The sequence below is a fragment of the Bradyrhizobium sp. Leo78 genome, from assembly GCF_059512425.1.
The window spans coordinates 102,754-126,712 of record NZ_JCAMOT010000007.1; the positions used below are offsets into that span (position 1 = coordinate 102,754).

Consider the following 23,959-nt stretch of genomic DNA (forward strand, 5'->3'; position numbering starts at 1 on the left):
ATGCCCGTATGCGGGCATGCCGAGAGGAGAAAAGCCGGCGGATCGCTGCCGCACTGCTCACCGGCGTTGCGACCATTGGAAATGCGGCCGCCGCATCGCAGGCGGGTTATGGGCATGCGCCGGATCGTCGAAGTGTTCGAAGACTGAGCCATGACCGAGACAACGCCACGCATTGCAAGGGACGTTTTCGGCGCGCTGCCCGATGGCCGCCCGGTCGATCGGGTGGTGCTCTCGGGTGCGCGCGGCTTCCAAGCGCATGTCATCACCTATGGCGCAGCGCTTCAGGCGCTGATCGTGCCCGATGCGGTTGGCCGCTGCGAAGACGTCGTGCTCGGTCACGACGATCTTGCAGGTTATTTGCGCGAGCGGCACTTCTTCGGCGCGACGGTCGGCCGCTACGCCAATCGCATCGCCAATGGCCGTTTCGTGCTCGATGGCGAGGTCGTTCAGCTCGCGGCCAACAACGGCGCGCATGCGCTCCATGGCGGCCCGGAGGGTTTTGACCGAAAGCTCTGGCGGATCGCTGACATTGAGGATGGGGCGGAGCCGATGGTGACCTTGGCCCATGTCAGCGCTCACGGTGAGGAGGGCTATCCCGGCCGGCTCGACATTCGCGTCGGCTATCGGCTGACCGGGCCGACGGAATTATCCGTCAGCTTCGAAGCACGGGTCGATCGTCCGACGATCGTCAACCTGACCAACCACAGCTTTTTCAATCTCGAAGGCGCTGCGTCAGGCGTGGACATCCTCGACCACCGGCTCACGATCGCCGCCGACCGTTTCCTCGCGATCGATCCGAGCGCGATTCCGTTGCCGGAGGCGCCGCGCGCGGTCGCCGATACCCCCTTCGATTTCCGCAAGTCCACGGCAGTCGGTGCCAGGATCCGCTGCTATGATGCGCAGCTTCGAAACGGTAGAGGCTACGACCATAACTTCTGCCTCGATGATGCTGGCGAGCTACGCCTCGCGGCCCGGCTCGAGGCGCCAAGATCGGGGCGGATTCTCGAGCTCCTGACCGATCAGCCTGGATTGCAGATCTATTCCGGAAACTATCTCGATGGCTCGGTTGTCGGAAAGCGAGGCCGGCTTTACCGGCAATCCGACGCTATCTGCCTCGAACCGCAGGTCTGGCCTGATGCGCCAAACCGCGCAGACTTTCCAAGCGCGCGCCTTGCGCCCGGCTCGGTCTATCGGCACCACAGCGTCTATCGGTTTAGTTCCGCGGGCGGGCCGACATGATGGAGCAAGTGCCGACGTCCATTCTGTGCGCCGAGCGCTGCCACCTCGGCGAGGGCCCGACCTATGATGCGGCGACAGATACCGCCTGGTGGTTCGATATCCTCGAGAGCAGGTTGTTCGAGGCTCGACTCGCGAGCAGACAGGTCCGCGTTCACCGGCTCGGCAGGATGGCGAGCGCGCTTGCGCGCATTGACGCCGAGCGTCAACTTGTTGTCGCGGAAGACGGTCTTTATGTCCGTTCCATCGCCGATGGCTCGATGACGCTTTATCGTCCGCTCGAGGCCGACAATCACGTCACCCGATCCAACGATGCGCGGGTGCATCCGTCCGGAACGATCTGGATCAGCACCATGGGACGCAAGGCGGAGGCGGGGGCAGGCAGCGTCTACGCGCTCCATCACGGCGAGCTCTCGCGCCTATTTGCGAACATTACGATTCCGAACGCCATCTGCTTTTCAGTCGACGGCGCGCTCGGCTATTTCGCCGACACCGCGAAGAACGAACTCTATCGCATCGCGCTCGACCCCGTGACAGGCCTGCCGCGCGGCGCACCCGAAGTTTTGCTGCGACACCGTGGTGTTGGCGGCCTTGACGGTGCGGTGGTCGATGCCGATGGCCAGATCTGGAATGCGCGCTGGGCTGGCGGTTGCGTCGATGTCTATAGTCCGCAAGGCGAGCATCTGCGCTGCCTGCTTGTCCCGGCGCGTCAGCCGAGCTGCCCGGCGTTCGTCGGGCCCGATCTGTCGCGTCTCCTGGTCACCTCGGCCTGGCAAGACATGGATGCGGGGGCGCGTGCTGCCGACCCGGATCATGGGCGCACGTTCGTCCTGGACGTGGCTGCACGCGGCCGACCGGAGCCGGACGTCAGGCTTGCTAATTCCTAGGAGATAGTCCCGCCCAAATCCTCACTGCAACGACAGAAACGTTCCTAACCCAACGGGAGTGAAAATATGGCCAGACTGAAAACCACGTTGCTTATGCTCGCACTGGCGGGCCTTACCGCCGCGGCATCCGGCCGCGTCGCGCTTGCACAGAAAGCGACGATCGGCATCGCGATGCCGACAAAATCCTCCGCGCGGTGGATCGACGACGGCAACAACATGGCCAAGGTGCTGCGCGAGCGCGGCTACGGCACTGACCTGCAATATGCCGAGGACGATATTCCGAACCAGCTCGCGCAGGTCGAGAACATGGTGACCAAGGGAGCCAAGGTGCTGGTGATCGCGGCGATCGACGGCACCACTCTCTCGGACGTGCTCAAGCAGGCCAAGGCCAAGGGCATCACCGTGATCGCCTATGACCGCCTGATCCGCGACACGCCGAATGTCGACTACTATGCGACCTTCGACAACTTCCAGGTCGGCGTCCAGCAGGCGCAGTCGATCGAACAGGGGCTGGGGCTGAAGGAGGGCAAGGGCCCGTTCAACATCGAACTGTTCGGCGGCTCGCCTGACGACAACAACGCCTACTTCTTCTACAACGGTGCGATGTCAGTGCTGCAGCCCTATATCGACAGCGGCAAGCTGGTCGTCGGCAGCAAGCAGACGGGCATGGACAAGGTCTCGATCTTGCGCTGGGACGGTGCGACCGCGCAGGCGCGCATGGACAATCTGCTTAGCGCCTTCTACGGCAAGAAGCGCGTCGACGCGGTGCTCTCCCCGTATGACGGCCTCTCCATTGGCATCATCTCCTCGCTGAAGAGTGTCGGCTATGGCACGCCCGATCAGCCGATGCCGATCGTCAGCGGCCAGGACGCAGAGGTGCCGTCGATCAAGGCAATACTGCGGGGCGATCAATATTCCACCATCTTCAAGGATACCCGCGATCTCGCGCGGGTGACGGCGGATATGGTCGACGCCGTGCTCAACGGCAAGGAAGTACCCGTCAACGACGCCAAGACCTACAACAACGGAATCAAGACGGTGCCGTCCTATCTGCTCAAGCCGGTGGTGGTGTACAAGAGCAATTGGGACAAGGTGCTGGTTGACAGCGGTTACTACAAGCGTTCGCAATTCGAGTGAGCAAACTGGTCCGGCAAGCGCAGAAGGCCCGCTTGCCGGACGACAGCTCGGTTCCACTGCAGGACATGATACGATGACGGCAATGCTGGAAATGCGCGGCGTCAGCAAGAGCTTTGCAGGCGTGCAGGCGCTACGCGACGTCAATTTCACAGTGGAGGCCGGGCAGATCCACGCCCTCGTCGGCGAGAACGGCGCCGGCAAGTCGACGCTGATGAAAGTGCTGAGCGGCGTCTATCCGCATGGCGACTATGAAGGCACCGTCATCTTCGATGGCGAGGAACAGCGTTTTCGCGACATCAACGATTCCGAGGCGCTCGGGATCATCATCATCCATCAGGAGCTGGCACTGATCCCGCTGATGTCGATTGCCGAGAACATTTTTCTGTCGCATCCGCCGGCGCGGTTCGGCGTGATCGACCGCGACGCAGTGTATCGGCGCACAAGGGAACTGTTGGCCCAGGTCGGTCTGCGCGAACCGCCGGATGCGCTCATTACCGACCTCGGTATCGGCAAGCAGCAACTGGTCGAGATTGCGAAAGCGCTCTCCAAGCGGGTGCGTCTCCTGATCCTGGACGAGCCCACCGCGAGCCTCAATGAGACCGACAGCGCGGCGCTGCTCGACCGGCTGATGGCGTTCCGCCAGCAGGGCATCGCCTCGATCCTGATTTCGCATAAGCTGAACGAGGTCGCGCGCGTCGCCGACCGCATCACCATCTTGCGCGATGGCCGCACCGTTGACTCGATCGACTGCCGGACCGAGCAGGTCGAGGAAGACCGCATCATACGCAGCATGGTCGATCGCGATCTCGCCCATCGTTTCCCGCCGCGCGACGCCAGGATCGGGGACCCCGTGCTGGTGGTGGAGGACTGGAGCGTCCATCACCCGCTCCATCCCGAGCGCCAGGTGATCAAGAATGTCGGCTTCCACGTGCGGCGCGGCGAGGTGGTCGGCATCGCCGGCCTGATGGGTGCCGGCCGTACTGAATTCGCGACAAGCCTGTTCGGCCGCGCCTGGGGCTACAACATCAGCGGACGGGTGTCGCTGGACGGCAGCGAGGTCGACCTCTCCAGCGTGCCGGCGGCCATTGACGCGGGGCTCGCCTATGTGACCGAAGACCGCAAGCAGCTCGGTTTGATCCTTGCCGACGACGTCCGCAAGAATATCACGCTCGCGAGCCTTTCCCAGGTCGCGCCGCGATGGGTGATCGACGACATCAGAGAGTTGAGGGCAGCCAGCGACTATCGCAACCGGATGCGAATCCGCTGCTCCGATGTCTATCAGGAAACCGGCCAGCTCTCCGGCGGCAACCAGCAGAAGGTCGTGCTGTCAAAATGGCTGATGACGGACCCAAAAGTCCTGATCCTGGACGAGCCGACCCGTGGGATCGACGTCGGCGCCAAATACGAGATCTATTGTATCATCAATGAACTCGCGGAGGCGGGCAGGGGCGTCGTGGTGATTTCCTCGGAAATGCCGGAGTTGCTCGGCATCTGCGACCGGATCTGCGTGATGAACGATGGCGCCTTTGTCGGCGAATTTGCTGCCAGCGAAGCGACGCAGGAGAAGATCATGCGCGCCATCATGCGCAACAAGCCAATACAAGGCAGCGCGGAGCGGAACAGGATGCAGATGGGTGGAGTGCGGCCATGAGCGACAAGACGGTTTCGCTGCCTGTGCAACGCGGGCATGCGGGGTTCATCAAGAACAGTCTGCGCAACTACGGCATGCTGTTGTCGCTGTTCGCGATCATGCTGTTCTTCCAGATCGTCACCGACGGCACGCTGCTGCAGCCGCTCAATCTTACCAATCTGGTGTTGCAGAACAGCTATATCGTGATCATGGCGCTCGGCATGCTGCTCGTGATCGTCACCGGCCATATCGACCTCTCGGTCGGGTCGGTCGCCGGCTTCATCGGCGCGATCGCCGCCGTGCTCATGGTCCGCTATCACGTCGACTATCCGCTCGCTTTCATTGCCTGCCTGCTGGTCGGCGCGGCGATCGGTGCGGCGCAGGGATACTGGGTTGCCTATTTCGGGATTCCATCCTTCATCGTCACGCTTGCGGGCATGCTGGTGTTCAAGGGCCTTGCCCTGGCGGTTCTGCAGGGACAATCCGTAGGGCCATTTCCGCCGACCTTCCAGAAGTTGTCTTCAGGCTTCATCCCGGAGCTCTTTCCTGGCGCCGACACGCTGCACCCGACCTCGTTGCTGATCGGCGCTGTCCTGGCGCTGGCGCTGGTCTATGCCAGCGCCAAAACCCGTGCCCGTGAGAAATCGCACGGGATCGAGGTCGAGCCGTATGCGCTGTTCGTCGCAAAAAGTGCTGCGCTTCTGGCCGTTATCCTCTACTTCACCTACCTGATCGCTTCGCATCGCGGGCTGCCGAATGTGCTCGTGATTATGACCGCGCTGATCGCGCTCTATGGCTTCGTCACACGCCGGACGATCATCGGGCGCCAAATCTACGCCGTCGGCGGCAATGCCAAAGCCGCCAAGCTGTCCGGCATCAAGACTGAACGGCTCACCTTCCTGACTTTTGTGAACATGGGAGTTCTGGCCGCGCTTGCCGGCCTCATCTTTGCAGCGCGTCTCAACACGGCAACCCCCAAGGCTGGCGCCGGTTTCGAGCTCGACGTCATCGCCGCGTGCTTTATTGGCGGCGCTTCCGCCTATGGCGGCGTCGGGCGGGTCGGCGGCGCCGTGGTCGGCGCCATGATCATGGGTGTGATGAACAATGGGATGTCGATCCTTGGCGTCGGCATCGACTACCAGCAGGTGATCAAGGGATTGGTGCTGCTCGCCGCCGTCTGCATCGATGTCTACAACCAGCGCAGGTGACGACGGACCGGTCCCATTCGACGCGAAGATCAGGTGTCAATATCTGGAATCGCTGGTCAACCAGCATGTCTGAGCGAGGCCAACCATGGCAACCCCTCACGCTGCCGGGCAACCGGTTCTGGAGTTGAAAGGCATCGGCAAGGAGTTCGGTGCCATTCGCGCGCTGCACGGGGTCGACATGCGCATCCTCCCCGGCGAAGTGGTTGGCTTGATGGGAGACAACGGTGCCGGCAAGTCGACGCTCGTCAAGATCATCGCCGGCAATTTCCCGCCGAGTCACGGCGAGATTCGCTTTGACGGCAAGGCGGTTCATTTCGCCCGTCCGATCGATGCCCGCGCGGTCGGAATCGAGGTCGTCTACCAGGACCTCGCGCTCGCCGACAATCTCACGGCGGCCGCCAATGTCTTCCTCGGCCGTGAGCTCAAGCGCAAATTTGGTCCGTTCGCCTTTCTCGATCACAAGGCGATGGCGGCGCGCGCGCTGGAACTGTTCGGAGAACTGCGCTCGGAGACCCGTCCGCATGACCTCGTCAAGCAGATGTCGGGCGGCCAGCGCCAGGCTGTCGCGATCGCCCGGACGCGGCTCTCCAATGCCAAGCTCGTGATGATGGACGAGCCGACGGCCGCGATCTCGGTCCGCCAAGTCGAGCAGGTCTTAAGCCTGATCCATCACCTGAAGGAGCAGAGAGTCGCGGTGATGCTGATCTCGCACCGCATGCCGGACGTATTCGCGGTCTGCGACCGCGTCGTCGTCATGCGCCGCGGTGAGAAGTGCGCCGATAAGGCGATCGATGACACCAGCCCCGAGGAAGTCACCTCCCTCATCACGGGAGCGAAGGAGGCTGCGTGATGGCCACGCGCATGGAATCTCCCATCACCTTCACCAATATCGGCAAGGCCAAATGGTGGCAGAGCGGCTTCTTTGCCTCGCAGACCGGCTACGTCCTGATCGCGCTGGTGGCTCTGTTCGTGGTGATGAACTTCGCGAGCCCGTATTTCTTCACCGAAGGCAATATGCAGAATGTGGCGAAGAACTTTTCCTTCATCGCCATCGCCACGCTCGGCGTGACCCTCGTCATTATCACGGCCGGCATCGATCTTTCGGTCGGCTCGATGATGTGCTTTTCCGCGATGATCACCTCGATGGTCATGACGTACATCTCGACGCCGGGCACGCCTGGCGCAGAGTGGTTCGTGCATCTGGCGGCTGACGGCAAGACTGTGGTCGCGAATGTGCCCGGTTTGATCCTGCTCGTCTCGGTCCTGGCGGGGCTCGGCGTCGCGCTGATGGTCGGCCTCGTCAACGGCTTCTGCATCGCGGTGCTTGGGCTGTCGCCTTTCGTCACCACGCTCGGCATGCTCTCGATCGTGCGCGGCCTTGGCTACGTCGTCTCCAACGGCCGCGGCAGTTTTCCCGGTGGCCCCGACGCCGATTATTTCTACGCGCTGACATCGGGCGTTGTGCTCGGCATGCCCGTGTCGTTCATCTATCTCGTGGTTCTCGCGGTGGCGATGGCGGTCGTGCTGCATCACACCAGTTTCGGCCGCCACGTCTTTGCCCTCGGCGGCAATGAGAAGGCGGCCGCGTTGACGGGAATTTCGGTCGTGCGCGTGAAGGTCGAGGTCTATGTGATCTGCGCGCTCGCGGCGGGTCTGCAGGGCATCATCATCTCCGGCTGGCTGGGATCGGCGCCTGCAAACATGGCGACGTCCTACGAGCTCAATGTCATTGCGGCCGCGGTCATCGGCGGTGCCAATCTCGCCGGCGGCGTCGGCGGCCCGCTCGGGGCCATTGTCGGCTGCGTGCTGCTCGAGGTGATCCGCAACGGCCTCGTGCTCGCGCAGGTCAACTCCTATTGGCAGCAGACCCTCGTGGGCGTGATTATCATCGCGGCGGTGCTGGTCGATCGCATCCGATCGCGCATGGCCTAAAGAGCTCCTCCGGGAGGATAACGAAATGTTCGTCTATCCGCCTCCCGGAGCCGCTGATTTCAAGGGATAGGCACAAAAAATGTGGAGGGAAGCAATGAGGAAGGTACTTCTTGCCGGCATGGCCATCGCCATGATGGCGACGCCGGCGTTTGCTCAGAGCTACAAATTCGTGATCGTGCCCAAGGCCATGAACAATCCGTTCTTTGATTTCGCGCGCGACGGCTGCCAGAAACGCGCCAAGGAGCTCGGCAACATCGAATGCATCTATAAAGGTCCCGTCGAGCACGAGCCCGCGACGCAAGCCCAGATCATCCAGGATTTCATCACCCAAAAGGTGGACGGCCTGGCCATCTCGGTCGCCGATGTTGCGGCGATGACGAAGTCGATCGAGGCGGCAACGACAGCCGGTATTCCCGTCATCACGTTTGACTCGGACGCGCCGGGCTCGAAGCGGATCGCCTACATCGGCACCAACAACAAGGAGTTCGGCCTCGCGCTTGGCAAGCAATTGCTGAAGCTCCGGCCCGATGGCGGCAAATACGCAATGATCTCCGGCGGGCCGGGTGCGCAGAATTTGGCCGAACGCGTCAATGGCGTCCGCGAAGCGCTCAAAGGTTCGAAGTGGACCGAAGTCCCGGGCTCGCCGACCTTCTGCAACGACGATCCCGCGCTTGGCGTGCAGCAGATGACGGATCTGCGCACCGCGACACCTGACCTCGCGGCGATCATTCCGATCGGCGGCTGGCCCATGTTCGCGCCGGAAGGCTTCAAGGCGTTCGCCAGCAAGAGCAAGAAGGACATGGACGCCGGCAAGTTCACGCTTGTCGTGGCCGACACCCTCAGGATGCAGCTCGAGCTTCTGAACGAAGGTTATGCCAATGCGCTGGTCGGCCAGCGTCCGTTCGAGATGGGCGAGAAATCGATGGATACTCTCCTTGCAATCAAGAAGGGCCAGAAGGTGCCGGAGATCATCCACACTGGTCTCGACGTTGTGACGAAGGACAACGTCGCGAAGATGTTGAAGTAGGAACGTCTTGACCGGATTTCTACGGCGGAACGGACTAGCGTCGAATCGCAAATTCCTTCGGCGCTCGCCGATATTCCCAGTCGGCCTGCTCAAGTTCTGGTCGATCGAACTCTGCCTCGGGGTACCCGACGCATAAGTAGCCAATGAATTTCCAGGACTCCGGCACTTCAAGAATCTCGTGGATACTGGCTGGGTTCAGGATCGATACCCAGCCAACCCCGATGCCTTCTGCACGCGCGGCGAGCCACATCGAGCAGACCGCCGCGACGACGGAATATTCGACCGTTTCCGGCATGGTTGCACGCCCGAGGCCGTGACCCACGTTGCCTGTCGTTTCCGCGAACACAGCCAGGTGTCCCGGCGCCTCTTCGAGGCCAGAGAGCTTGAGGGCTGCATATCGGGCCGCGCGTTCGCCCGAATAGGACTGCAAGGCATCAGCATTGCAGGCCTTGAAGTTCTCGATCACGGCCCGCCGTCTCGCCTTGTCCTCGACAATGACGAACCGCCAAGGCTGGCTCAGGCCGACCGAAGGGGAAAGGCAGGCGATCTCGATGAGCCGCTCGATGGCGTCGCTCGGGAGCGGATCAGGACGAAACCGCCGGACGTCGCGACGCCACACGAACAGCTCGCGCAGTTGTCGGCGAAAGGGTTCGTCGAAGGAAACCATCAGGGCTCACGGTTCTGAATAATGATGCGGGACCAGCAGCACGGCGATTTCGCCGATCTGTTCGAACACGCCCAATCTGTCCCCCAATTTGCCGCGTTGCAAGCCATGCCGTCATCACCCTGGCCAGCGGAGCAGGATCAGGCAAGCACGGTCTTGGCCGGCCCAAGACCAAGACACAGTTCTTAGGCAACACCGGCGGCGCTGGCGATAAGTTCGAAGGAGCGCAGCCGAGCTGCGTGATCGTAGACATCGGACACGATCATGAGTTCGTCGGCGCTTGTTTCCGCAACGAGCGCATCGATGCCCGAACGAACCGTATCGGGCGAGCCAACGATGGAGCGCGCGAGCATGCTCATCGCCTGCGCTTTTTCCGCAGGCGACCAGTAGCTCTCAATATCGTCGATCGGCGGCTGGCTGAGGCCCCGCGCGCCGCGGAAGATGTTCGTGAAGGACATCTGCTGGGTCGTCGCCAGCCTGCGCGCTTCGTCATCGCTGCCGGCGGCGATGATGTTGACGCCCACCATCGCGTAGGGACGGTCAAGTTGCTCGGACGGTTTGAAGCGGCTGCGGTAGATCTGCAGCGCGGGGATCAGCAGGTCAGGAGCGAAATGCGAGGCGAAGGCATAGGGAAGCCCGAGCTCAGCTGCCAGCATCGCGCCAAAATTACTCGATCCGAGAATCCACAACGGCACTTCCGTTCCCGCCGCCGGCACCGCCTGGATGCGCTGATTGGGACCGGCAGGAGCCAGAAAGGCCTGCACTTCGAGAACGTCCTGCGGGAAATTTTCGGCCGCTTCGGGCGCACGGCGCAACGCGCGCAGCGTCAGCTGGTCGGTCCCCGGTGCACGGCCCAGCCCGAGATCAATGCGGCCTGGAAACAGGCGCGCCAGCGTCCCGAACTGCTCGGCGATGACGTAGGGGGCATGGTTGGGGAGCATGATGCCGCCCGCGCCGACGCGGATCGTTTTTGTTCCCGCTGCGATATGACCGATCACAACCGACGTCGCGGCGCTCGCGATGCCCGGCATGTTGTGGTGCTCCGCCACCCAAATGCGGCGATAGCCCCAAGCCTCGGCATGGACCGCGATGTCGCGGGCGTTATCGAGCGCGCCGCGGGCATCGGTGTCTTGAGTGACGCGGACGAGATCGAGGATAGACAGTGTCGTCATAGGACCTCCCGAACGAAACCCTCTGTGTGGAATGACGCTGCCAGAGATACTGGGCCGCGTCCAAGCTTGTCCGAAACGGCAGGCTTCATTCGATTCTTGTACCCCATATGGGCACTGTCTCTGTGTGGGTCAATCCGCTGAATCCGGTACGCGATTGACCAACAGTGCCGACCTGCTCCTTGCGTTTTGGGCCTTGATAGGTTTTAAGGCCGGAGACTTCACGATCACAGGTACGAACGAGAAGCGAACCGCGTGGCTTGTCGCCTCCGATCAGGGTGACGTAGCCCGGGTAGCGCATGCGCTTCAAAACTGTTCTGAGCCTCCACAAAGGAATCCATCATGGCCAAGATGACCAAGAATCAGTTGATTGATGCAATTGCAGAAGGAACGCAGGTTTCCAAGGCAGACGTAAAGGCCGTCATCGAGCAGATGGCGACTGTAGGCTACAAGGAGCTGAATGAGTGCGGCGAGTTCGTCATTCCCGGCTTCGTCAAAATGTCGGTCGTAAATAAGCCTGCTACTGAAGCCCGCAGCGGTATAAATCCTTTTACGAAAGAGCCTATGGAGTTCGCGGCCAAGCCAGCCAGCAGGTCGGTCAAGGCGTCACCTCTGAAGGTGGCTAAAGATGCTGTCTGAAGCGGATGGGTTGGTGGTCGAAAAGATCGGTCCTGGCCGGACGACAACGCGCGCCGTCGGAAAGACCGGGCAGGCGAAGTTCAAGAAATGAGCGTTCGCAATTGAATCTTCCGATGGGAACGTCGCGATTGCGACGCTCCCATCGTTCTCGTTTCGTCATCAACAAGAACGTCGCCGACCTTGATGAACACAATCTCCGACTGATCAATGCGATCAACAACGACGGACGGATCTATCTCACGCAGACCAAAGTCCATCGTCATCCGATTTCAGGCGGGTTCATTCGATATGACAGAAGCCGATGCGGATGCCGCATTCGAGGTGATCGTCGAAATTGGTCGACAACTGACTGCGCCAGCAGCATCAGCTTAAGTTCCATGGACGCAGCGTTCGGCATCGCTTCCCGGCCGCCATGATAGATTTCGCTTCCTATCCGGAACGCGCCTGTTAACATCTTCTCGCGTAGTCGAGTTCTTATTCTTAGAGCGTTTTCGAGCGAAGTGGATACCGGTTCGCGTGAAGAAAACGCGTCAACACAAGAATTTAGAGCTTCGGTTCTGATTGAATCAGAACCGAAGCTCTGGTGATGAATTTCGGATTATGACAGGACGCACGAGGGAAAGCCCGTCATGCTCGCTAGGTTCATCGGCACCGTCCTGGCTGTCATAACTGCCTGTGTGACCACATGGCATGGAAATGCATATGCAGAGATATTGATCACGACTGCCACCATATCGCGAGGCGAGTTGGTCATCGTAGGAAGGGTTAGGCGGCCTCGCGAGCCCGGCGTGGAGATCAAGATTAGCCCAAATAAAACAGTGCAGGTCGAGAGCACTTCGACTGGAGGGTTTAGGTGGATTGGACCAGAGTTTCCCTCCACCTGCATTGTCAAGATCACCTCCGGGCAGGATACGAGAGACGTGGTGATACAAAACTGCGGCCTTCCCGGTCCTGCCGGCCCGCCCGGGCCGGCGGGTCCTCCAGGCCCCGCAGGACCGATGGGCCCGCCCGGGCCTAAGGGAGATTAACGGGTAACCGGGGCGGCCCTAATTCCGGCCGTCGGCAGCAAAGCGTAGGAACTGGCGCTTCATCGCATTGACCTTGGCGAGATAGGCCGCGACGAGGTGATCGCCGCAGCGCTCGCCAGCCATCGTTTGAAAACCCCGCCGTACGAAAGCCGCCGCCGGGCCGGCGCCGCAGAGATGAATGAATGCGGCCAGATCCTGCTTCTGCTGCGGGTTTGCCGTCGCATTCGTCGCGCGGGCGAGAACCGCCGTGACATTGCGGTCCAAATACACGGCCGCCAGTTCGACGGCATGGCTTGGAAGCGTGCGAAGATACAGGCTGGTGAATCCGCAGTCGGCATCGACGACCGCGTTCTTGCGGATGCAAGACCGGGCGGCCTCGGCGTAAGCTGCATCGGTCATCTGATATAGGCCGACGGCGCTCGAGGCCGGTTGGTAGACTGCGAGAGGATTCCAGTTGAGTTGCCAACGCCAGTAGGTGCGCGCCACCGGGTTGCCGGTGCTCTCGACTTGCGCCAACGCGGCCAGCAATTCGGGCGTAATCGTGCTGGTCGAGTAGGCGCGAAAGAGCGGTCCGTACTGCCGCCACGTTTCACTCGGCTTCTTGTCGAGTGCGCCGCCAACGAGGAAGAACAACTCGGTCGGCTTACGGACCACGTGGTAGACGAGGTTCATCAGAGGGAATGCCGCCAGGAGGATCGCGACAACGCCAACGACCGCAACCGCCCGCGGTGCTGTCGTGAGTTTTTGTCGCACCCAACGCGCGCCATGCCAGTGGCGAAGGCGAGGGAGGAACCTGTTCCAGCCTCTCCTGACGCGCATCCTGCGAGAAGAGGGCTTGGTAGTGCGCGGCGAGGACACAGGAATCGTCGGTCCGTCATGCTGTTCTGAATCAACAGGCGACAGTTGATACGGCGGATTGATCGCGAGCAAAACCCATCACCGAGGGTTGGGTAGACGCGACCATTCGGTCCGCGAAAGCCGGCTCAGGCCGAGCGGCCGCGTGCGACAAAACAACCCGACGGGCAAATCAGCAAAAGTCTGTCCACCCCTCGCGGAAAAAACATTCCGCTTTCGCCGTCGGGCAAATCAGTGATTTAACTCCGCGCGTCTCACGCGAATGAGGGGCGGGTCGCGATCGTCACGAACGTTGCGGTGAGATGCGGTGGACGCGATGCGTGCGACTGACGAGCGCAGGTAACGCGGACGGCGAAGTCGTGTGGTCCTGGCGCCCCGACGCTGGCGCTAAGTTTTTCGCGTGAACACGTTCGCGCGAGAGACGACGGTGGCAAAAAAGCCCGGTCACCGGGGAGAGCGCGAAGGAAACCGTAACACCATCGCGCAGGGAAAGCCGGAATGCTTCGGTTGAACCTGTGGTCCTACCCCCGTGCTTTTTGTTGCACGGGACCCACGGGTGCAACCAGCACCCGGCTTTCCCTGCGCCCTCTGCTATCGAGGAGGGTGGAAAGTGAAGCAAACCTCGGGCGTAACTCGCCGCGAGAATGCGAACGCACATCCCCACGCTGTTTGAAATTTGAATCCGACCCCCTCCCCAAGTCGTCCCGGGCTTGACCCGGGACCCATAACCACACGCCTTTGTTGTGCGCTCCGCTGCAACCGCTTGCTCGCACCACAACGAACTCCTGTGGTTATGGGTCCCCGCCTTCGCGGGGACGACGGCGGTGCGAGGTTTACTGCAGTTGTAGGATGGTAGAGCGCAGCGAAACCCATCATTCGCGCGGCTCGCTCCATCGCGATGGGTTTCGCTGCCGCTCTACCCATCCTACCCACGATTTTGCACGCACCCATAATGGTGCGGTTTCGAACTACTTCACAGGACAAGCTGCGCCGCTCTTCGCCCATGCTTCGACGAGCGCGCCCGCCTGTTTTTGTGTGCCCGGCGCGGGGGAACGGCCGAAGCCAGGCTGCCATGCCCAGCCGACCAGCGTATCCTCGCCGATGTGGTGGATCAGCTCTTCGACCTTGCGGCCGCCATTGCGGGCGGGGTCCTTGATCTGGGCGCAGATCTCGGCAAGCGACTTGCCTTCCCAGCCCATCTCCCGCGGCGCCAGGTGCCATTCCGGGTGGCCCGGTATGCGGCCAGGCTCGAAATTGGCGTTGCCGTGACAGCTCGAGCACCGTAGCGCCGCCAGCCCGTGGCCGTCGGTGCCGCGTGTGACCGGCGGCTGATGCAGCCGGCCCTCCTCGCCCTGGCGCGGCCGGTCACCGGCAGGATGGCAGTTCACGCAGCGCGGATGCGTCAGCACCTTGCCGAGTTCGGTGAACATCGCAGCCGATCGCGCGTCGCTGTCGGCGATCCCGGCAAAGCTCTCAGGCGAAGCCAGGCCGTGTGATGCGGTCTGCGAGGCCGCATAACCCGTGACCATGCTGAGGCCGAGCGCCGCGACCACAACGACAATCCGAAAGCGCGTTTCTGAGATCATGGTCAGGCCAGATAACGCTGGGGATCGGCGAGGATCACGTCGTGAACGGCCTCGTGATATTTGATGTAGCCGGTGCAGCGGCAGATATGTCCGTCGAGCGCTTCTTCGATGGTCTTCTCGAGTTCGGTGCGCGCCACCGGCTTCTTCGCGAGACGTTCCAAGAGGACCTGGGCTTCGTTCAGGAAGCCGGCGGTGCAGTAGCCGCACTGGAATGCGAAGTGATCGATGAAGGCCTTCTGAAGCGCGGTGAGCTGGCCATCTCTCGCATGTCCTTCGACGGTCCGGATCGCCTTGCCGTTGAAGCTTGCGGCCGGCACGACGCAGGTCGGAGTTGTGTCGCTGGTGCCATCGGGGTTGTCGACGATGATCGCGCAGCTCAGGCACTGCGCGGCGCCGCAGCCGAACTTGGTGCCGGTCATGCCGAGATATTCGCGCAGGAAGTCGTTCATCGAGAGATCGTCGCGCACCTCAATCGGATCGATCGCGCGGCCGTTGATCGTGATGGCAAGCCTTGTCACGCGAGCGCTCCCTTGAGCATGGCCTGGGTGACCGGCAACGAATTGAAGCGGTGGCCGGTGGCGTCGAAGATGGCGTTGAGAAGGGCAGGGACGACGGGGACCATCACGACTTCGGCCATGCCTTTCGGCGGCTCGTCCGGCGACAGTGGCGGCAGCATCTCGATCTCGAGATCGCGCAGCGGCAGATCCGATCCCCGCGCTACCAGATATTGCCCGAGGTTCCATTGCCCGTTGCCGGGACCGCCTTCGTGAGGAGGCAGCGATTCCAGCAAGGCGTAACCGACGCCCATGGCAAAGCCGCCCTGTGACTGGCCGAGCACGACTTCCGGCACCAGCGGCTGTCCGCATTCGAGCACGCTGTAGGCCTTGGCGATGCGCAGCGCGCCGGTCGTGCGCTCGATCTCGACGCGAACCAGCGTGCCGCACATGGAGGCGTAGGCCGTGCCGATCCTGTTGTTGTCGGTTGGCGGAAACCACACGCTGGTGCGATTGAGCGCGGTGAATTTCCCGCTGCCCCTGCGCACCGCGAGCGCATCGATCTCGGCGCGGTGCTGCTCGCTGCCAAACCGGAAACCCGCGCGCGACCAAGCCCAGCGCGAGAAGCTGTGGGTGATCGCGCCGGTCACGAGGTTGCGCGCATGCGCGGCTGCGGCGAGCGCCGGCAGTGCGAGCGGTGGAAGGCCGGGCAGGATGAGCTGCCCATCCTTCCAGCGCGCTTTGGCGAAATCCTTCGCCCGCGGATCGGAGGGCGGGATGCGCCAGAGTTCGAGCGCCGCCGGCCACAGGCCGTAGCGGAAGATGACGCGCGCGGCCTCGGCAGCCGCATGTGTCCCGACATGCGCGCCGATCGAGGCGCTGGTGGCCGAACTGATCGCAGGCACCCAGCGCGGATTCCTCGCAGCCGCGTCCTGGGTCTTCTGATCCATCGTGTAGGGATCGCCAGAGGTGACGAGACCGAGCGCATCATAGGTATCGATCCGGGCCACCGACACTTCGTCGGCCACCGCGCCAAGATGGATCGCGACGCGGTTGGCGAGCGCGGTTCCGATGCCATTGCCCATCTCGACATGATCGCAATGGATCGAGATCCTGCCGTCGGCTGCGATCTCGACGCGTCCGAGCGAGCAGTCCGCGCCGGTGCCGTAGTCCTTGGTGACGCAGGCGACGCCGGTGCCGACCAAGACGCCGCTGCTTGCAAGCCGCGCCTTCTCCTCGGCGCGTTGCCGCCAGATCGGATGTGTCTCGAGCTTGTCCAGGATTTCGGGCGTGCGGACCGACACGATGTACGGATTTCCCGTCATGGTGCGGCCGTTCTGCTTGAGAGCATTGCGCCGCCGGAACTCGATCGGATCGAGCAGCAAGGCGTCTGCGGCCTCGTCGATCAGCACTTCGAGCGCGGTCATGGTCTGTATGGTCCCGTAGCCGCGCATCGAGCCCGCGGTCACGCCGCGCGAATGCACGGCCACCGTAGTGACGTCGACCTTCGGCACGTCATAGATGCCGATCGCCGCCGTGGCGCCGACGACCGCCACGCTCGACGAGAAGTTCGCAAGGCCGCCGCCGTCGAGCACGTGATCGGCCGCGAAAGCCTGGATCTTGCTGGTTGCGCGGTCGATCCCGATCCGGGATCGCATCTTGAACGGATGGCGTTTGATGCCGCCCTGGAACTGCTGATAACGGTCGTGCGCAAGCCGAACCGGCCGTCCCGGAAAGAACATTGCGGCCAGCGCGACATAGAGCACGAAGGGCGTGTGGTCGCGGCCGCCGAAGCCGCCGCCGATATAGGTGAACTGCGTGTTGATCTGCGCGGGCTTGAAGGGAGCGCGCGCCTGTCCGAGCAGATACGCGATCGACTCGGTGGCTTCATAGGGCGACTGGACGCCAAGCACGAGTTCGAGATTGCCGCCCCTGTTGTCGTACCAGCCGAGGCCGCATTCCGGCTCGAGGAACATTGGATCGACCGACTGGGTCTCGAAGCTGCGGTCGAGCACCACCATTGCGGGGTTCTTCGCATCCAGCTCGGCGCGGATCTGCTCGCCGTACCGCGCCGCCTTGCCGTAGGGTGCCTGCGTCTCCTTCGCGAAGGAGGACCAGACCGGAAGCGTGGTGTCCTGCAGCCGCCCCGGCGTCACCCAGCCGGCCTGGATCGGCGAATACACATCGGGCGACTCGGGCGTTGGGCCGGCCACGCGCGTGAAGCGGAAGGCGGCGTAATTGGGCAGGGAGACCGGGCCGGTCTCTTCGCCTGACTTCACGAAGGTGCCGTCGCGCAGCGCCAGCCGCGCACGATCGAAGGCGTCGAACTGCTCGAAGATCAATAGCGCGACCGGCTGTCCCATATAAAGCGGCGTCTTGCCGACGGGGCAGAACAGATCGCCCGCATAGAATTCAGGGACGCGGGCGCCGATCTTCGCAAGCTCCTCGGCCGTTACCACGACCGACGGCTTCAGCGCGCCGCTCAGGCGTGCGAGGTCCATGCCGAGATAGACGCGCGTCGCATCGCTCGCGCGGACGAGGATCGCGTGCGACGTCGTGGCCGGCCATCCCGGCAGGTCGGCAGCGCGAAAATCGGAGGCGTAGAGCTTGGCGCCGGTGACCTTGGCGACGCCGTCGATGCGACCGCGGCCATCGGCCGCCGGATTCCAGTTTTGCCGTCCCGGCAACACCGCGCGCGCCGGAAAGCCCGCCGGCTCGGCCGCTCCCAATCGTGACAGGCTGAGCGCTATCCCGCTCGCCGTGACCCACTTCACGAACTCCCTTCGCGAAGGCCGCATGCCCCTTACCCCCCTCGGTCAACGCTGTCAGGCGTGCCCGATCTCAAATTATCGTTGCGCCCGAATCACGCACCGATACGAAAAACACTATCGCAAGTCCGCGATCGATGCGGGGCCGGGACCGGGCGTGACCAAGGTCGGCCATTGCTTCGAACCGAATGGCACGGCCGGCGGCAGAAACGTCGTCATGCCGCGCTTCTTGGTCTCGGCAGCAATCGCGACACGCGCATCGCCGCCCATCAATTCATAGTCCATCAGATGATAGTTGCCGAAGAACAGCGAACCCACCGAGCGATCCGCGATGATCCGCGTCAGCGATTCCAGCATGTCCGCAGGCGTCGTTGTGAACGAGATGGTTTCGATCAGGAGCAGGCGGTCATTGATGGCATCGGGACCAAAGAACTGCGCGAGCACGCTGAACAGCACGTTGTTCTGGCGCGCCACATAGATGGTGTTGCTCGCGGCATAGGTCTTGTCCCAGTCGGCGCCGAGCTGGGCTTTCCAGTCCGCCAGCACGCCCATCCAGTGCGCAACCTGGGTCTCTGCCGCCCATGCAACGTTCTTGGCGAGGTGTGGCGCCTGCTTCTTGCCGAAAGCCTTAAGCGTTGCAAATGGGATGACGTCCTTGGCGAGGCATTCGTCCATGAAGGCGAGGTTGTTCTGCAGGATGGCGCGGTTGTTGTCGCGCCAGCCGACTTCCATCGGCGTGCGGTCGAGCCCATCGAGCGCCGACTGCATGCGGCTGCGATAGGCGAGCATCGAGCCGCGCCAGGATTTGTCGTCGAGATTGTCGACATAGGGGCCGGCCACTTCGGCCAAGGCCATCGTGCTGTGCCCCACCGACTTCAGGAGCTGATAGACGATCGGCACCTGCGGCGCCTCTGTCGGCGCCATTCCCGGACGGTAAAGGATCATCCTGCCGCCGGCACCGGAAAACAGCGCAAGGATGACCGGATGCTTGCTCAGGATGTTCTTCTGGAAGATCTTTGCCGCGTCGCCATACAGCTCAAACATCGCGGTGTTGAGCGCGAGCAGGTCCTTGGTTGCGGTGTCGGCGGGTGTGGTGCTCGTCTTGCCGGAGATCGGCGCCATGTAGGATGGAAGGCCCTGCGCCCTGGCGCCCGCACCGCTACCGCACAACAATAAAGCCGCCACCGCCAAGCCGACGTAGCGCTGCATGCCGATTCCCCCGCCCGTGATTCGCACCGATTCCTCGCCGGGCGGCAGTATTCGGCCATTCGCCTGACGCGCAAGCGACACTTGCCGTGATCAACAGCGTTGGTTGCGGGATGATTGATGCGGTCCGTAAAATAGTGCGTTCATCGAGGAGCGGCGGACCAGTCGCTTGGTCGTCCCGGGTCAAGCCCGGAACGACTCGCTTGTCAGGTCGTGAGCCACAACTTCCTTACGCGAAGCTGATGTTCTGCTGCCGTAGCGGTACCGAGCGGATGCGTTTTCCGGTCGCCGCGAAGTAGGCATTCAGCACCGCGGGCGCAGCGACGCCGATGGTCGGCTCGCCGACGCCGCCCCAGAAGCCGCCGCTCGGCATCAGGATCGTCTCCACCTTCGGCATCTCGCTGATGCGCATCGAGTTGTAGGTGTCGAAGTTGGTCTGCTCGATGCGGCCGTCCTTCACGGTGCAGCCGCCATAGAACAAAGCGGAGAGGCCGTAGACGAAGGAACCCGCGACCTGCCGTTCCACCTGCGCCGGATTGACGACGTAGCCAGGATCGGTGGCAGCGACGATGCGATGCACCTTGATCTTGCTGCCGTCGGTCACCGAGATCTCGGCGGCGCCGGCGACATAGCTGCCATAGCCCATCACCTGTGCGAGCCCGCGATAGACGCCCTGCGGCGCCGGCTTGTCCCAGCCGATCCGTTCGGCGACCGCGTTCAGCACCGCCAGATGCTTCGGATGACCCGCCATCAGTTTGCGACGGAACGCGAGCGGATCCTGGCCGACCGCATGCGCGAGTTCGTCCATGAAGCTCTCGAGATAGATCGTGTTCGGATTGATGTTGACGCCACGCCAGAAGCCCGGCGGCACATGCGGATTGCGCATCGAATGTTCGATCAACAGGTTCGGGATCGAATAGCCGATCGCCGCTTCGCCGCTCGGCGCGAGCCCCTGGAATGTCGCGGGATCCATGCCGTTGATCATGGCCTCTGGCCGTAGCCGCGCCAGGATCGACTGGCCGGAGATCCGCATGCGCAGCGCGGTCAGGTTGTTGTCGGCATCGAAGGCACCGACCATCCGGCACTGGGTGACCGGATGATAGAAGCCGTGCTGCATGTCCTCTTCGCGCGACCACAACAACTTGATCGGCGTGCCCTGCATCTCCTTGGCGATCAACACCGCCTGCCGCACGTAATCGCTCTGGCCGCGACGGCCGAAGCCACCGCCGAGGATCAGCTTGTGCACGTCGCATTTCTCAGGCGGAAGACCTGAGGCCTGCACGGCGGTGGCGAAGGCAGCTTCGCCGTTCTGCGTGCCGCACCAGACATCGAGCTTGTCGCCGGTATGAAGCGCGGTCGCGTTCATCGGCTCCATCGTGGCCTGATTCTGGTAAGGATAGTTGTAGACGGCCTCGACCACCTTTGCGGCACGCGCGATCTCCGCCATCGCATTGCCGTTCTGGTTGCCGACGAACGCCGCCTGCGACGGCTCGAGTCCTTCGGCCAGCCATTTGCTGATCGTCTCGCTCGAGGTCTTTGCGTTCGGGCCTTCGTCCCACTCGATCGGCAGCGCATCGAGTGCAGTCTTGGCGTGCCACCAGGTGTCGGCGACGACGGCAACCCCGCTGTCGCCGACGCGCACCACCTTCTTGACGCCTTTCATGTTGGCGATCTTGGCCTCGTCAAAGCTCTTCAGCTTGCCGCCGAACACCGGGCAATCCTTGATCGCAGCGTTCAACATGCCTGGCAATTTGAAGTCGATGCCATAGACCATCGCGCCGGTGGTCTTGTCGGCGGTGTCGAGGCGCTTCAGGCCCTTGCCCGCGATCTTCCAGTCTTTCGAGTCTTTCAGCTTCACATCGGACGGCGGAGAGAGCCTGCTAGCTGCTTCCGCCACCTTGCCGTAGGTCGTGGTTCGGCCCGTCGGCAGATGGGTGATGACGCTGCTCGCGGCCGAGCATTCGGAGGCCGGCACCTTCCATTCGTTCGCGGCGGCCTGGATCAGCATCAGCCGCGCGGTGGCGCCGCCCTTGCGGACGTATTCATGCGAGCCGCGGATGCCACGGCTGCCACCGGTCGAGAAATCGCCCCAGGGCCGGCCGCGCGCGGCGCTCTGGCCCGGTGTCGGATATTCGGTCGTGACCTTCGACCAGTCGCATTCGAGTTCTTCGGCAACGAGCTGCGCGAGACCGGTGAGCGAACCCTGGCCCATTTCCGAACGCGCGATGCGGATCACCACCGTATCATCCGGGCGGATCACCACCCAGGCGTTGACTTCAGGCGAGCCATCGGCGGCGCGCGCCACCGCCCCGCCAAACGGAAGATTGAAGCCGAGTGCAAGGCCGGCACCTGCTGCGGCGGTGCCAATCACAAATGCGCGGCGGTTGAGCTTGACGTGCTGATTCATGACGGCACCTCACGCGTTCGCGACGGCGTGAATCGCTTCGCGCACCTGCGCGAAGGTGCCGCAGCGGCAGATATTGGTGATGGCCTCGTCGATCTCCTGGTCGGTCGGTTTCGGGTTGTCTTTCAGGAGCGCCGCCACCGCCATGATCATGCCGGTCTGGCAATAGCCGCATTGGGGAACGTCGTGCTCGATCCAGGCCTGCTGCACCTTGTGCAGCTTGCCCTCGGCGGCAAGGCCCTCGATCGTCGTGATTTCCTTGCCATCAACTTCGCTGACGAGCACGCCGCAGGATCGCATCGCCACGCCGTCGACATGAACGGTGCAGGCGCCGCATTGTGCGATGCCGCAGCCATATTTGGTGCCGGTCAGTCCAATGTTTTCGCGAATCGCCCAGAGCAGCGGCGTATCCGGCTCGACATCGACCTCGATTTTCTTGCCGTTAATTGTGAGGTTAGCCATCGCAATCCCCTTTTGATCCAGTTCCATCAACTAGACCTCGGGGCGAGTGTGACCCGGCCACTAGAACGATTCAAATCAAGAAAATGCGTATGCGAGGAAGCAGGAACAAACCCGAGGGCGCGGTGTTCTTGATCTCTTGCGCCTCGCGCAGATCATGCGCCCTTGGGTGCGACAGCCAGCCGCAGGAAACTCATCGCGCTTCCGAGCACCGCAAATCCGGCGCCTAGCGCGAGTGCGTAGGTGGCGCCTTCGTGGCCGGCGATGGCAAAGCAGAAAGCGGCGAGCGCGGCGCCGATGGTTTGCCCGGTCAGGCGCGCGGTCGCCACGATGCCGCTGGCGCTGCCGCTGCGATGCGGCGGCGCACTGCTCATCAGTGCCTTCATATTGGGCGTCTGGAAGAAGCCGAATCCGATCCCGCAGATCACCATGCGCCAGACGATATCGGGGATGCTGGGGGAGGCGGGTAGTGTTGCCAAGAGCGTCATGCCGAGGCCGAGCAGGATCAACCCGATACCGCCAAGGATGCCGACCGGGTAACGGTCGGACAGGCGGCCGCCGATCGGCGCCATGATTCCAACAACCAGCGGCCAAGGTGTCATGAAGAAGCCGGTCTCGACCTGCGAGCGCATCAGCACGGCTTCGAAATAGAACGGCAGCGAGACGAAGGCGAGGCCCTGGATTGCGAACGAGCAGACCGCGGTTGCCGCTGATAAGGCGAACATTGGGCGGCGGAACAGGTCGATCGGCAGCATTGGCGCCGGATGATCCCGATGCCGGTGCGTCAGCAGCCAGCCCAGCACAACGGCTCCCGCAACCTCGACCAGCACCAGTCCCGGCGAGGTCTTGTGCGCGGCGCTGCCGATGCCGATGATGAAAAGACCGAGGCAGCCTGAGGCCAGCACGGCGCCGGGGAGATCGAAGGCATGCGCGGCCCGCGGCGTCTGCGGCAAGGTCTTCATGCCGATGACCAGTGCGGTCAGGCCGAACGGGATGTTGATCGCAAACAGCCACGGCCAGGTTCCGAACGCCAGGATGGCGGAGGCAATCGTCGGCCCGAGGGTGAAGGCGGTCGCGACCACCAGCGCGTTGTGGCCGAAGCCGCGACCGTGCATCCTGCTCGGGTAGACGTAGCGGACCAGCGCGGTGTTGACGCTCATCAGCCCACTGGCGCCGAGCCCTTGCAGCGTTCGCGCAATGAGAAGGCTGTCCAGCGACCATGCGAGCGCGCAGCCGAGCGAGGCGAGCGTGAACAAGAGGAGGCCGCCGAGATAGATGCGCTCATGGCCGACGATTTCCCCGAGCGCGCCAAGTGGCAACAGCGTTGCGACCAGCGCGATCTGGTAGACGTTGACGACCCAGACGACATCGGCCGGGCTGACCTTAAGATCGGTCGCGATCGCGGGCAGGGCGATATTGGCAATCGCGGTGTCAAGCGAAGCCATCGCGAGCGCGGTGAAGATCGCGGCCACGGCCCAGCGCCGCCGCTCCGGCGGCAAGCCGTCCATGACGGGCGCGACTGGCGCCTTCGCCGCGAGCATGTCCATTGTGGTCAGATTCTCCGGAAGGACAGGATCCCGTCCTCTCGGTCATCTACTACGCGCGCACGGGTTGCCACAGGTATGCGGTT

Annotated in this window: 19 protein-coding genes and 1 pseudogene; 10 read left to right on the forward strand and 10 right to left on the reverse strand. The window is 62.8% G+C overall.

The annotated features are described in order from the left end of the window. Positions 1-150: 150 nt before the first annotated feature. From AC5ZG1_RS11425 to AC5ZG1_RS11460, 8 genes are all read left to right on the forward strand, one after another. Positions 151-1,239 (forward strand): aldose epimerase family protein, encoded by a 1,089-nt coding sequence (locus AC5ZG1_RS11425; protein WP_456641997.1) that lies wholly within the window; start codon positions 151-153, stop codon positions 1,237-1,239. After that, positions 1,239-2,123: an SMP-30/gluconolactonase/LRE family protein gene (locus AC5ZG1_RS11430; RefSeq protein WP_496132988.1), complete on the forward strand. Its 885-nt coding sequence runs from the start codon at positions 1,239-1,241 to the stop codon at positions 2,121-2,123. Before AC5ZG1_RS11425 ends, AC5ZG1_RS11430 begins: the two co-directional genes overlap by 1 nt. A gap of 66 nt (positions 2,124-2,189) precedes the next feature. After that, positions 2,190-3,260, forward strand: coding sequence for a multiple monosaccharide ABC transporter substrate-binding protein (gene chvE / locus AC5ZG1_RS11435; protein ID WP_456641998.1), 1,071 nt, complete (start codon positions 2,190-2,192; stop codon positions 3,258-3,260). A gap of 73 nt (positions 3,261-3,333) precedes the next feature. Further along, on the forward strand, positions 3,334-4,911 hold the full coding sequence (mmsA, locus tag AC5ZG1_RS11440; RefSeq protein WP_456641999.1) for a multiple monosaccharide ABC transporter ATP-binding protein: 1,578 nt from the start codon (positions 3,334-3,336) through the stop codon (positions 4,909-4,911). Then, positions 4,908-6,098, forward strand: coding sequence for a multiple monosaccharide ABC transporter permease (gene mmsB, locus AC5ZG1_RS11445; RefSeq protein ID WP_130223873.1), 1,191 nt, complete (start codon positions 4,908-4,910; stop codon positions 6,096-6,098). Before mmsA ends, mmsB begins: the two co-directional genes overlap by 4 nt. Before the next feature lie 85 nt (positions 6,099-6,183). Further along, positions 6,184-6,948, forward strand: a complete 765-nt coding sequence (locus AC5ZG1_RS11450) for an ATP-binding cassette domain-containing protein (RefSeq protein WP_456642000.1) — start codon at positions 6,184-6,186, stop codon at positions 6,946-6,948. Continuing rightward, a complete protein-coding gene (locus AC5ZG1_RS11455) occupies positions 6,948-8,030 on the forward strand; it encodes an ABC transporter permease (protein ID WP_456642001.1) in 1,083 nt (360 codons plus the stop codon). Before AC5ZG1_RS11450 ends, AC5ZG1_RS11455 begins: the two co-directional genes overlap by 1 nt. Positions 8,031-8,124: 94 nt before the next feature. Next, positions 8,125-9,057, forward strand: coding sequence for a sugar-binding protein (locus AC5ZG1_RS11460; protein WP_464345861.1), 933 nt, complete (start codon positions 8,125-8,127; stop codon positions 9,055-9,057). Positions 9,058-9,091: 34 nt separating this feature from the next. Here AC5ZG1_RS11460 and bluB read toward each other — a convergent pair whose 3' ends face one another. Both bluB and AC5ZG1_RS11470 read right to left on the reverse strand, forming a co-directional pair. Beyond that, on the reverse strand, positions 9,092-9,724 hold the full coding sequence (gene bluB / locus AC5ZG1_RS11465) for a 5,6-dimethylbenzimidazole synthase (protein WP_496132906.1): 633 nt from the start codon (positions 9,722-9,724) through the stop codon (positions 9,092-9,094). A 182-nt stretch (positions 9,725-9,906) separates the two neighbouring features. Further along, positions 9,907-10,893, reverse strand: coding sequence for an LLM class flavin-dependent oxidoreductase (locus AC5ZG1_RS11470; RefSeq protein ID WP_130223883.1), 987 nt, complete (start codon positions 10,891-10,893; stop codon positions 9,907-9,909). Between the two features lie 339 nt (positions 10,894-11,232). Here AC5ZG1_RS11470 and AC5ZG1_RS11475 point away from each other — a divergent pair, with 339 nt between their 5' ends. Together AC5ZG1_RS11475 and AC5ZG1_RS11480 are read left to right on the forward strand one after the other, a co-directional pair. Then, entirely contained in the window at positions 11,233-11,529 is a 297-nt protein-coding gene (locus tag AC5ZG1_RS11475; protein ID WP_028164672.1) for an HU family DNA-binding protein, read from the forward strand. A 176-nt stretch (positions 11,530-11,705) separates the two neighbouring features. Further along, positions 11,706-11,901, forward strand: a pseudogene (locus AC5ZG1_RS11480) (aspartate aminotransferase family protein); the annotation flags it as partial. A 674-nt stretch (positions 11,902-12,575) separates the two neighbouring features. On the opposite strand, the gene AC5ZG1_RS11485 reads toward AC5ZG1_RS11480, so the two are convergent. The 8 genes from AC5ZG1_RS11485 to AC5ZG1_RS11520 all read right to left on the reverse strand — a co-directional run bounded on the left by AC5ZG1_RS11485 (position 12,576) and on the right by AC5ZG1_RS11520 (position 23,876). After that, positions 12,576-13,376, reverse strand: coding sequence for a transglycosylase SLT domain-containing protein (locus AC5ZG1_RS11485; protein WP_496132907.1), 801 nt, complete (start codon positions 13,374-13,376; stop codon positions 12,576-12,578). 1,004 nt (positions 13,377-14,380) lie between these two features. Then, entirely contained in the window at positions 14,381-14,998 is a 618-nt protein-coding gene (locus AC5ZG1_RS11490; protein WP_496132908.1) for an Isoquinoline 1-oxidoreductase subunit, read from the reverse strand. A gap of 2 nt (positions 14,999-15,000) precedes the next feature. Beyond that, positions 15,001-15,516: a (2Fe-2S)-binding protein gene (locus AC5ZG1_RS11495; RefSeq protein ID WP_496132909.1), complete on the reverse strand. Its 516-nt coding sequence runs from the start codon at positions 15,514-15,516 to the stop codon at positions 15,001-15,003. Next, the gene (locus AC5ZG1_RS11500; protein WP_496132910.1) at positions 15,513-18,290 is read right to left on the reverse strand and encodes a xanthine dehydrogenase family protein molybdopterin-binding subunit; all 2,778 of its coding nucleotides are present in this window, start codon (positions 18,288-18,290) and stop codon (positions 15,513-15,515) included. Before AC5ZG1_RS11500 ends, AC5ZG1_RS11495 begins: the two co-directional genes overlap by 4 nt. A gap of 87 nt (positions 18,291-18,377) precedes the next feature. Continuing rightward, a complete protein-coding gene (locus tag AC5ZG1_RS11505; protein WP_496132911.1) occupies positions 18,378-19,469 on the reverse strand; it encodes a hypothetical protein in 1,092 nt (363 codons plus the stop codon). A 226-nt stretch (positions 19,470-19,695) separates the two neighbouring features. Next, positions 19,696-21,873 (reverse strand): xanthine dehydrogenase family protein molybdopterin-binding subunit, encoded by a 2,178-nt coding sequence (locus AC5ZG1_RS11510; protein ID WP_496132912.1) that lies wholly within the window; start codon positions 21,871-21,873, stop codon positions 19,696-19,698. A 9-nt stretch (positions 21,874-21,882) separates the two neighbouring features. Then, a complete protein-coding gene (locus AC5ZG1_RS11515; RefSeq protein WP_496132913.1) occupies positions 21,883-22,332 on the reverse strand; it encodes a (2Fe-2S)-binding protein in 450 nt (149 codons plus the stop codon). Between the two features lie 152 nt (positions 22,333-22,484). After that, positions 22,485-23,876: an MFS transporter gene (locus AC5ZG1_RS11520; RefSeq protein ID WP_496132914.1), complete on the reverse strand. Its 1,392-nt coding sequence runs from the start codon at positions 23,874-23,876 to the stop codon at positions 22,485-22,487. Between the last annotated feature and the right edge of the window lie 83 nt (positions 23,877-23,959).

Excerpts from the sequence above, each read along its gene's own strand:
- AC5ZG1_RS11425 (WP_456641997.1), top strand. The coding sequence starts at position 151 with ATGACCGAGACAACGCCACGCATTGCAAGGGACGTTTTCGGCGCGCTG.
- AC5ZG1_RS11430 (WP_496132988.1), top strand. The coding sequence starts at position 1,239 with ATGGAGCAAGTGCCGACGTCCATTCTGTGCGCCGAGCGCTGCCACCTC.
- chvE (WP_456641998.1), top strand. The coding sequence starts at position 2,190 with ATGGCCAGACTGAAAACCACGTTGCTTATGCTCGCACTGGCGGGCCTT.
- mmsA (WP_456641999.1), top strand. The coding sequence starts at position 3,334 with ATGACGGCAATGCTGGAAATGCGCGGCGTCAGCAAGAGCTTTGCAGGC.
- mmsB (WP_130223873.1), top strand. The coding sequence starts at position 4,908 with ATGAGCGACAAGACGGTTTCGCTGCCTGTGCAACGCGGGCATGCGGGG.
- AC5ZG1_RS11450 (WP_456642000.1), top strand. The coding sequence starts at position 6,184 with ATGGCAACCCCTCACGCTGCCGGGCAACCGGTTCTGGAGTTGAAAGGC.
- AC5ZG1_RS11455 (WP_456642001.1), top strand. The coding sequence starts at position 6,948 with ATGGCCACGCGCATGGAATCTCCCATCACCTTCACCAATATCGGCAAG.
- AC5ZG1_RS11460 (WP_464345861.1), top strand. The coding sequence starts at position 8,125 with ATGAGGAAGGTACTTCTTGCCGGCATGGCCATCGCCATGATGGCGACG.
- bluB (WP_496132906.1), bottom strand. The coding sequence starts at position 9,724 with ATGGTTTCCTTCGACGAACCCTTTCGCCGACAACTGCGCGAGCTGTTC.
- AC5ZG1_RS11470 (WP_130223883.1), bottom strand. The coding sequence starts at position 10,893 with ATGACGACACTGTCTATCCTCGATCTCGTCCGCGTCACTCAAGACACC.
- AC5ZG1_RS11475 (WP_028164672.1), top strand. The coding sequence starts at position 11,233 with ATGGCCAAGATGACCAAGAATCAGTTGATTGATGCAATTGCAGAAGGA.
- AC5ZG1_RS11485 (WP_496132907.1), bottom strand. The coding sequence starts at position 13,376 with ATGCGCGTCAGGAGAGGCTGGAACAGGTTCCTCCCTCGCCTTCGCCAC.
- AC5ZG1_RS11490 (WP_496132908.1), bottom strand. The coding sequence starts at position 14,998 with ATGATCTCAGAAACGCGCTTTCGGATTGTCGTTGTGGTCGCGGCGCTC.
- AC5ZG1_RS11500 (WP_496132910.1), bottom strand. The coding sequence starts at position 18,290 with ATGCGGCCTTCGCGAAGGGAGTTCGTGAAGTGGGTCACGGCGAGCGGG.
- AC5ZG1_RS11505 (WP_496132911.1), bottom strand. The coding sequence starts at position 19,469 with ATGCAGCGCTACGTCGGCTTGGCGGTGGCGGCTTTATTGTTGTGCGGT.
- AC5ZG1_RS11510 (WP_496132912.1), bottom strand. The coding sequence starts at position 21,873 with ATGAATCAGCACGTCAAGCTCAACCGCCGCGCATTTGTGATTGGCACC.
- AC5ZG1_RS11515 (WP_496132913.1), bottom strand. The coding sequence starts at position 22,332 with ATGGCTAACCTCACAATTAACGGCAAGAAAATCGAGGTCGATGTCGAG.
- AC5ZG1_RS11520 (WP_496132914.1), bottom strand. The coding sequence starts at position 23,876 with ATGGACATGCTCGCGGCGAAGGCGCCAGTCGCGCCCGTCATGGACGGC.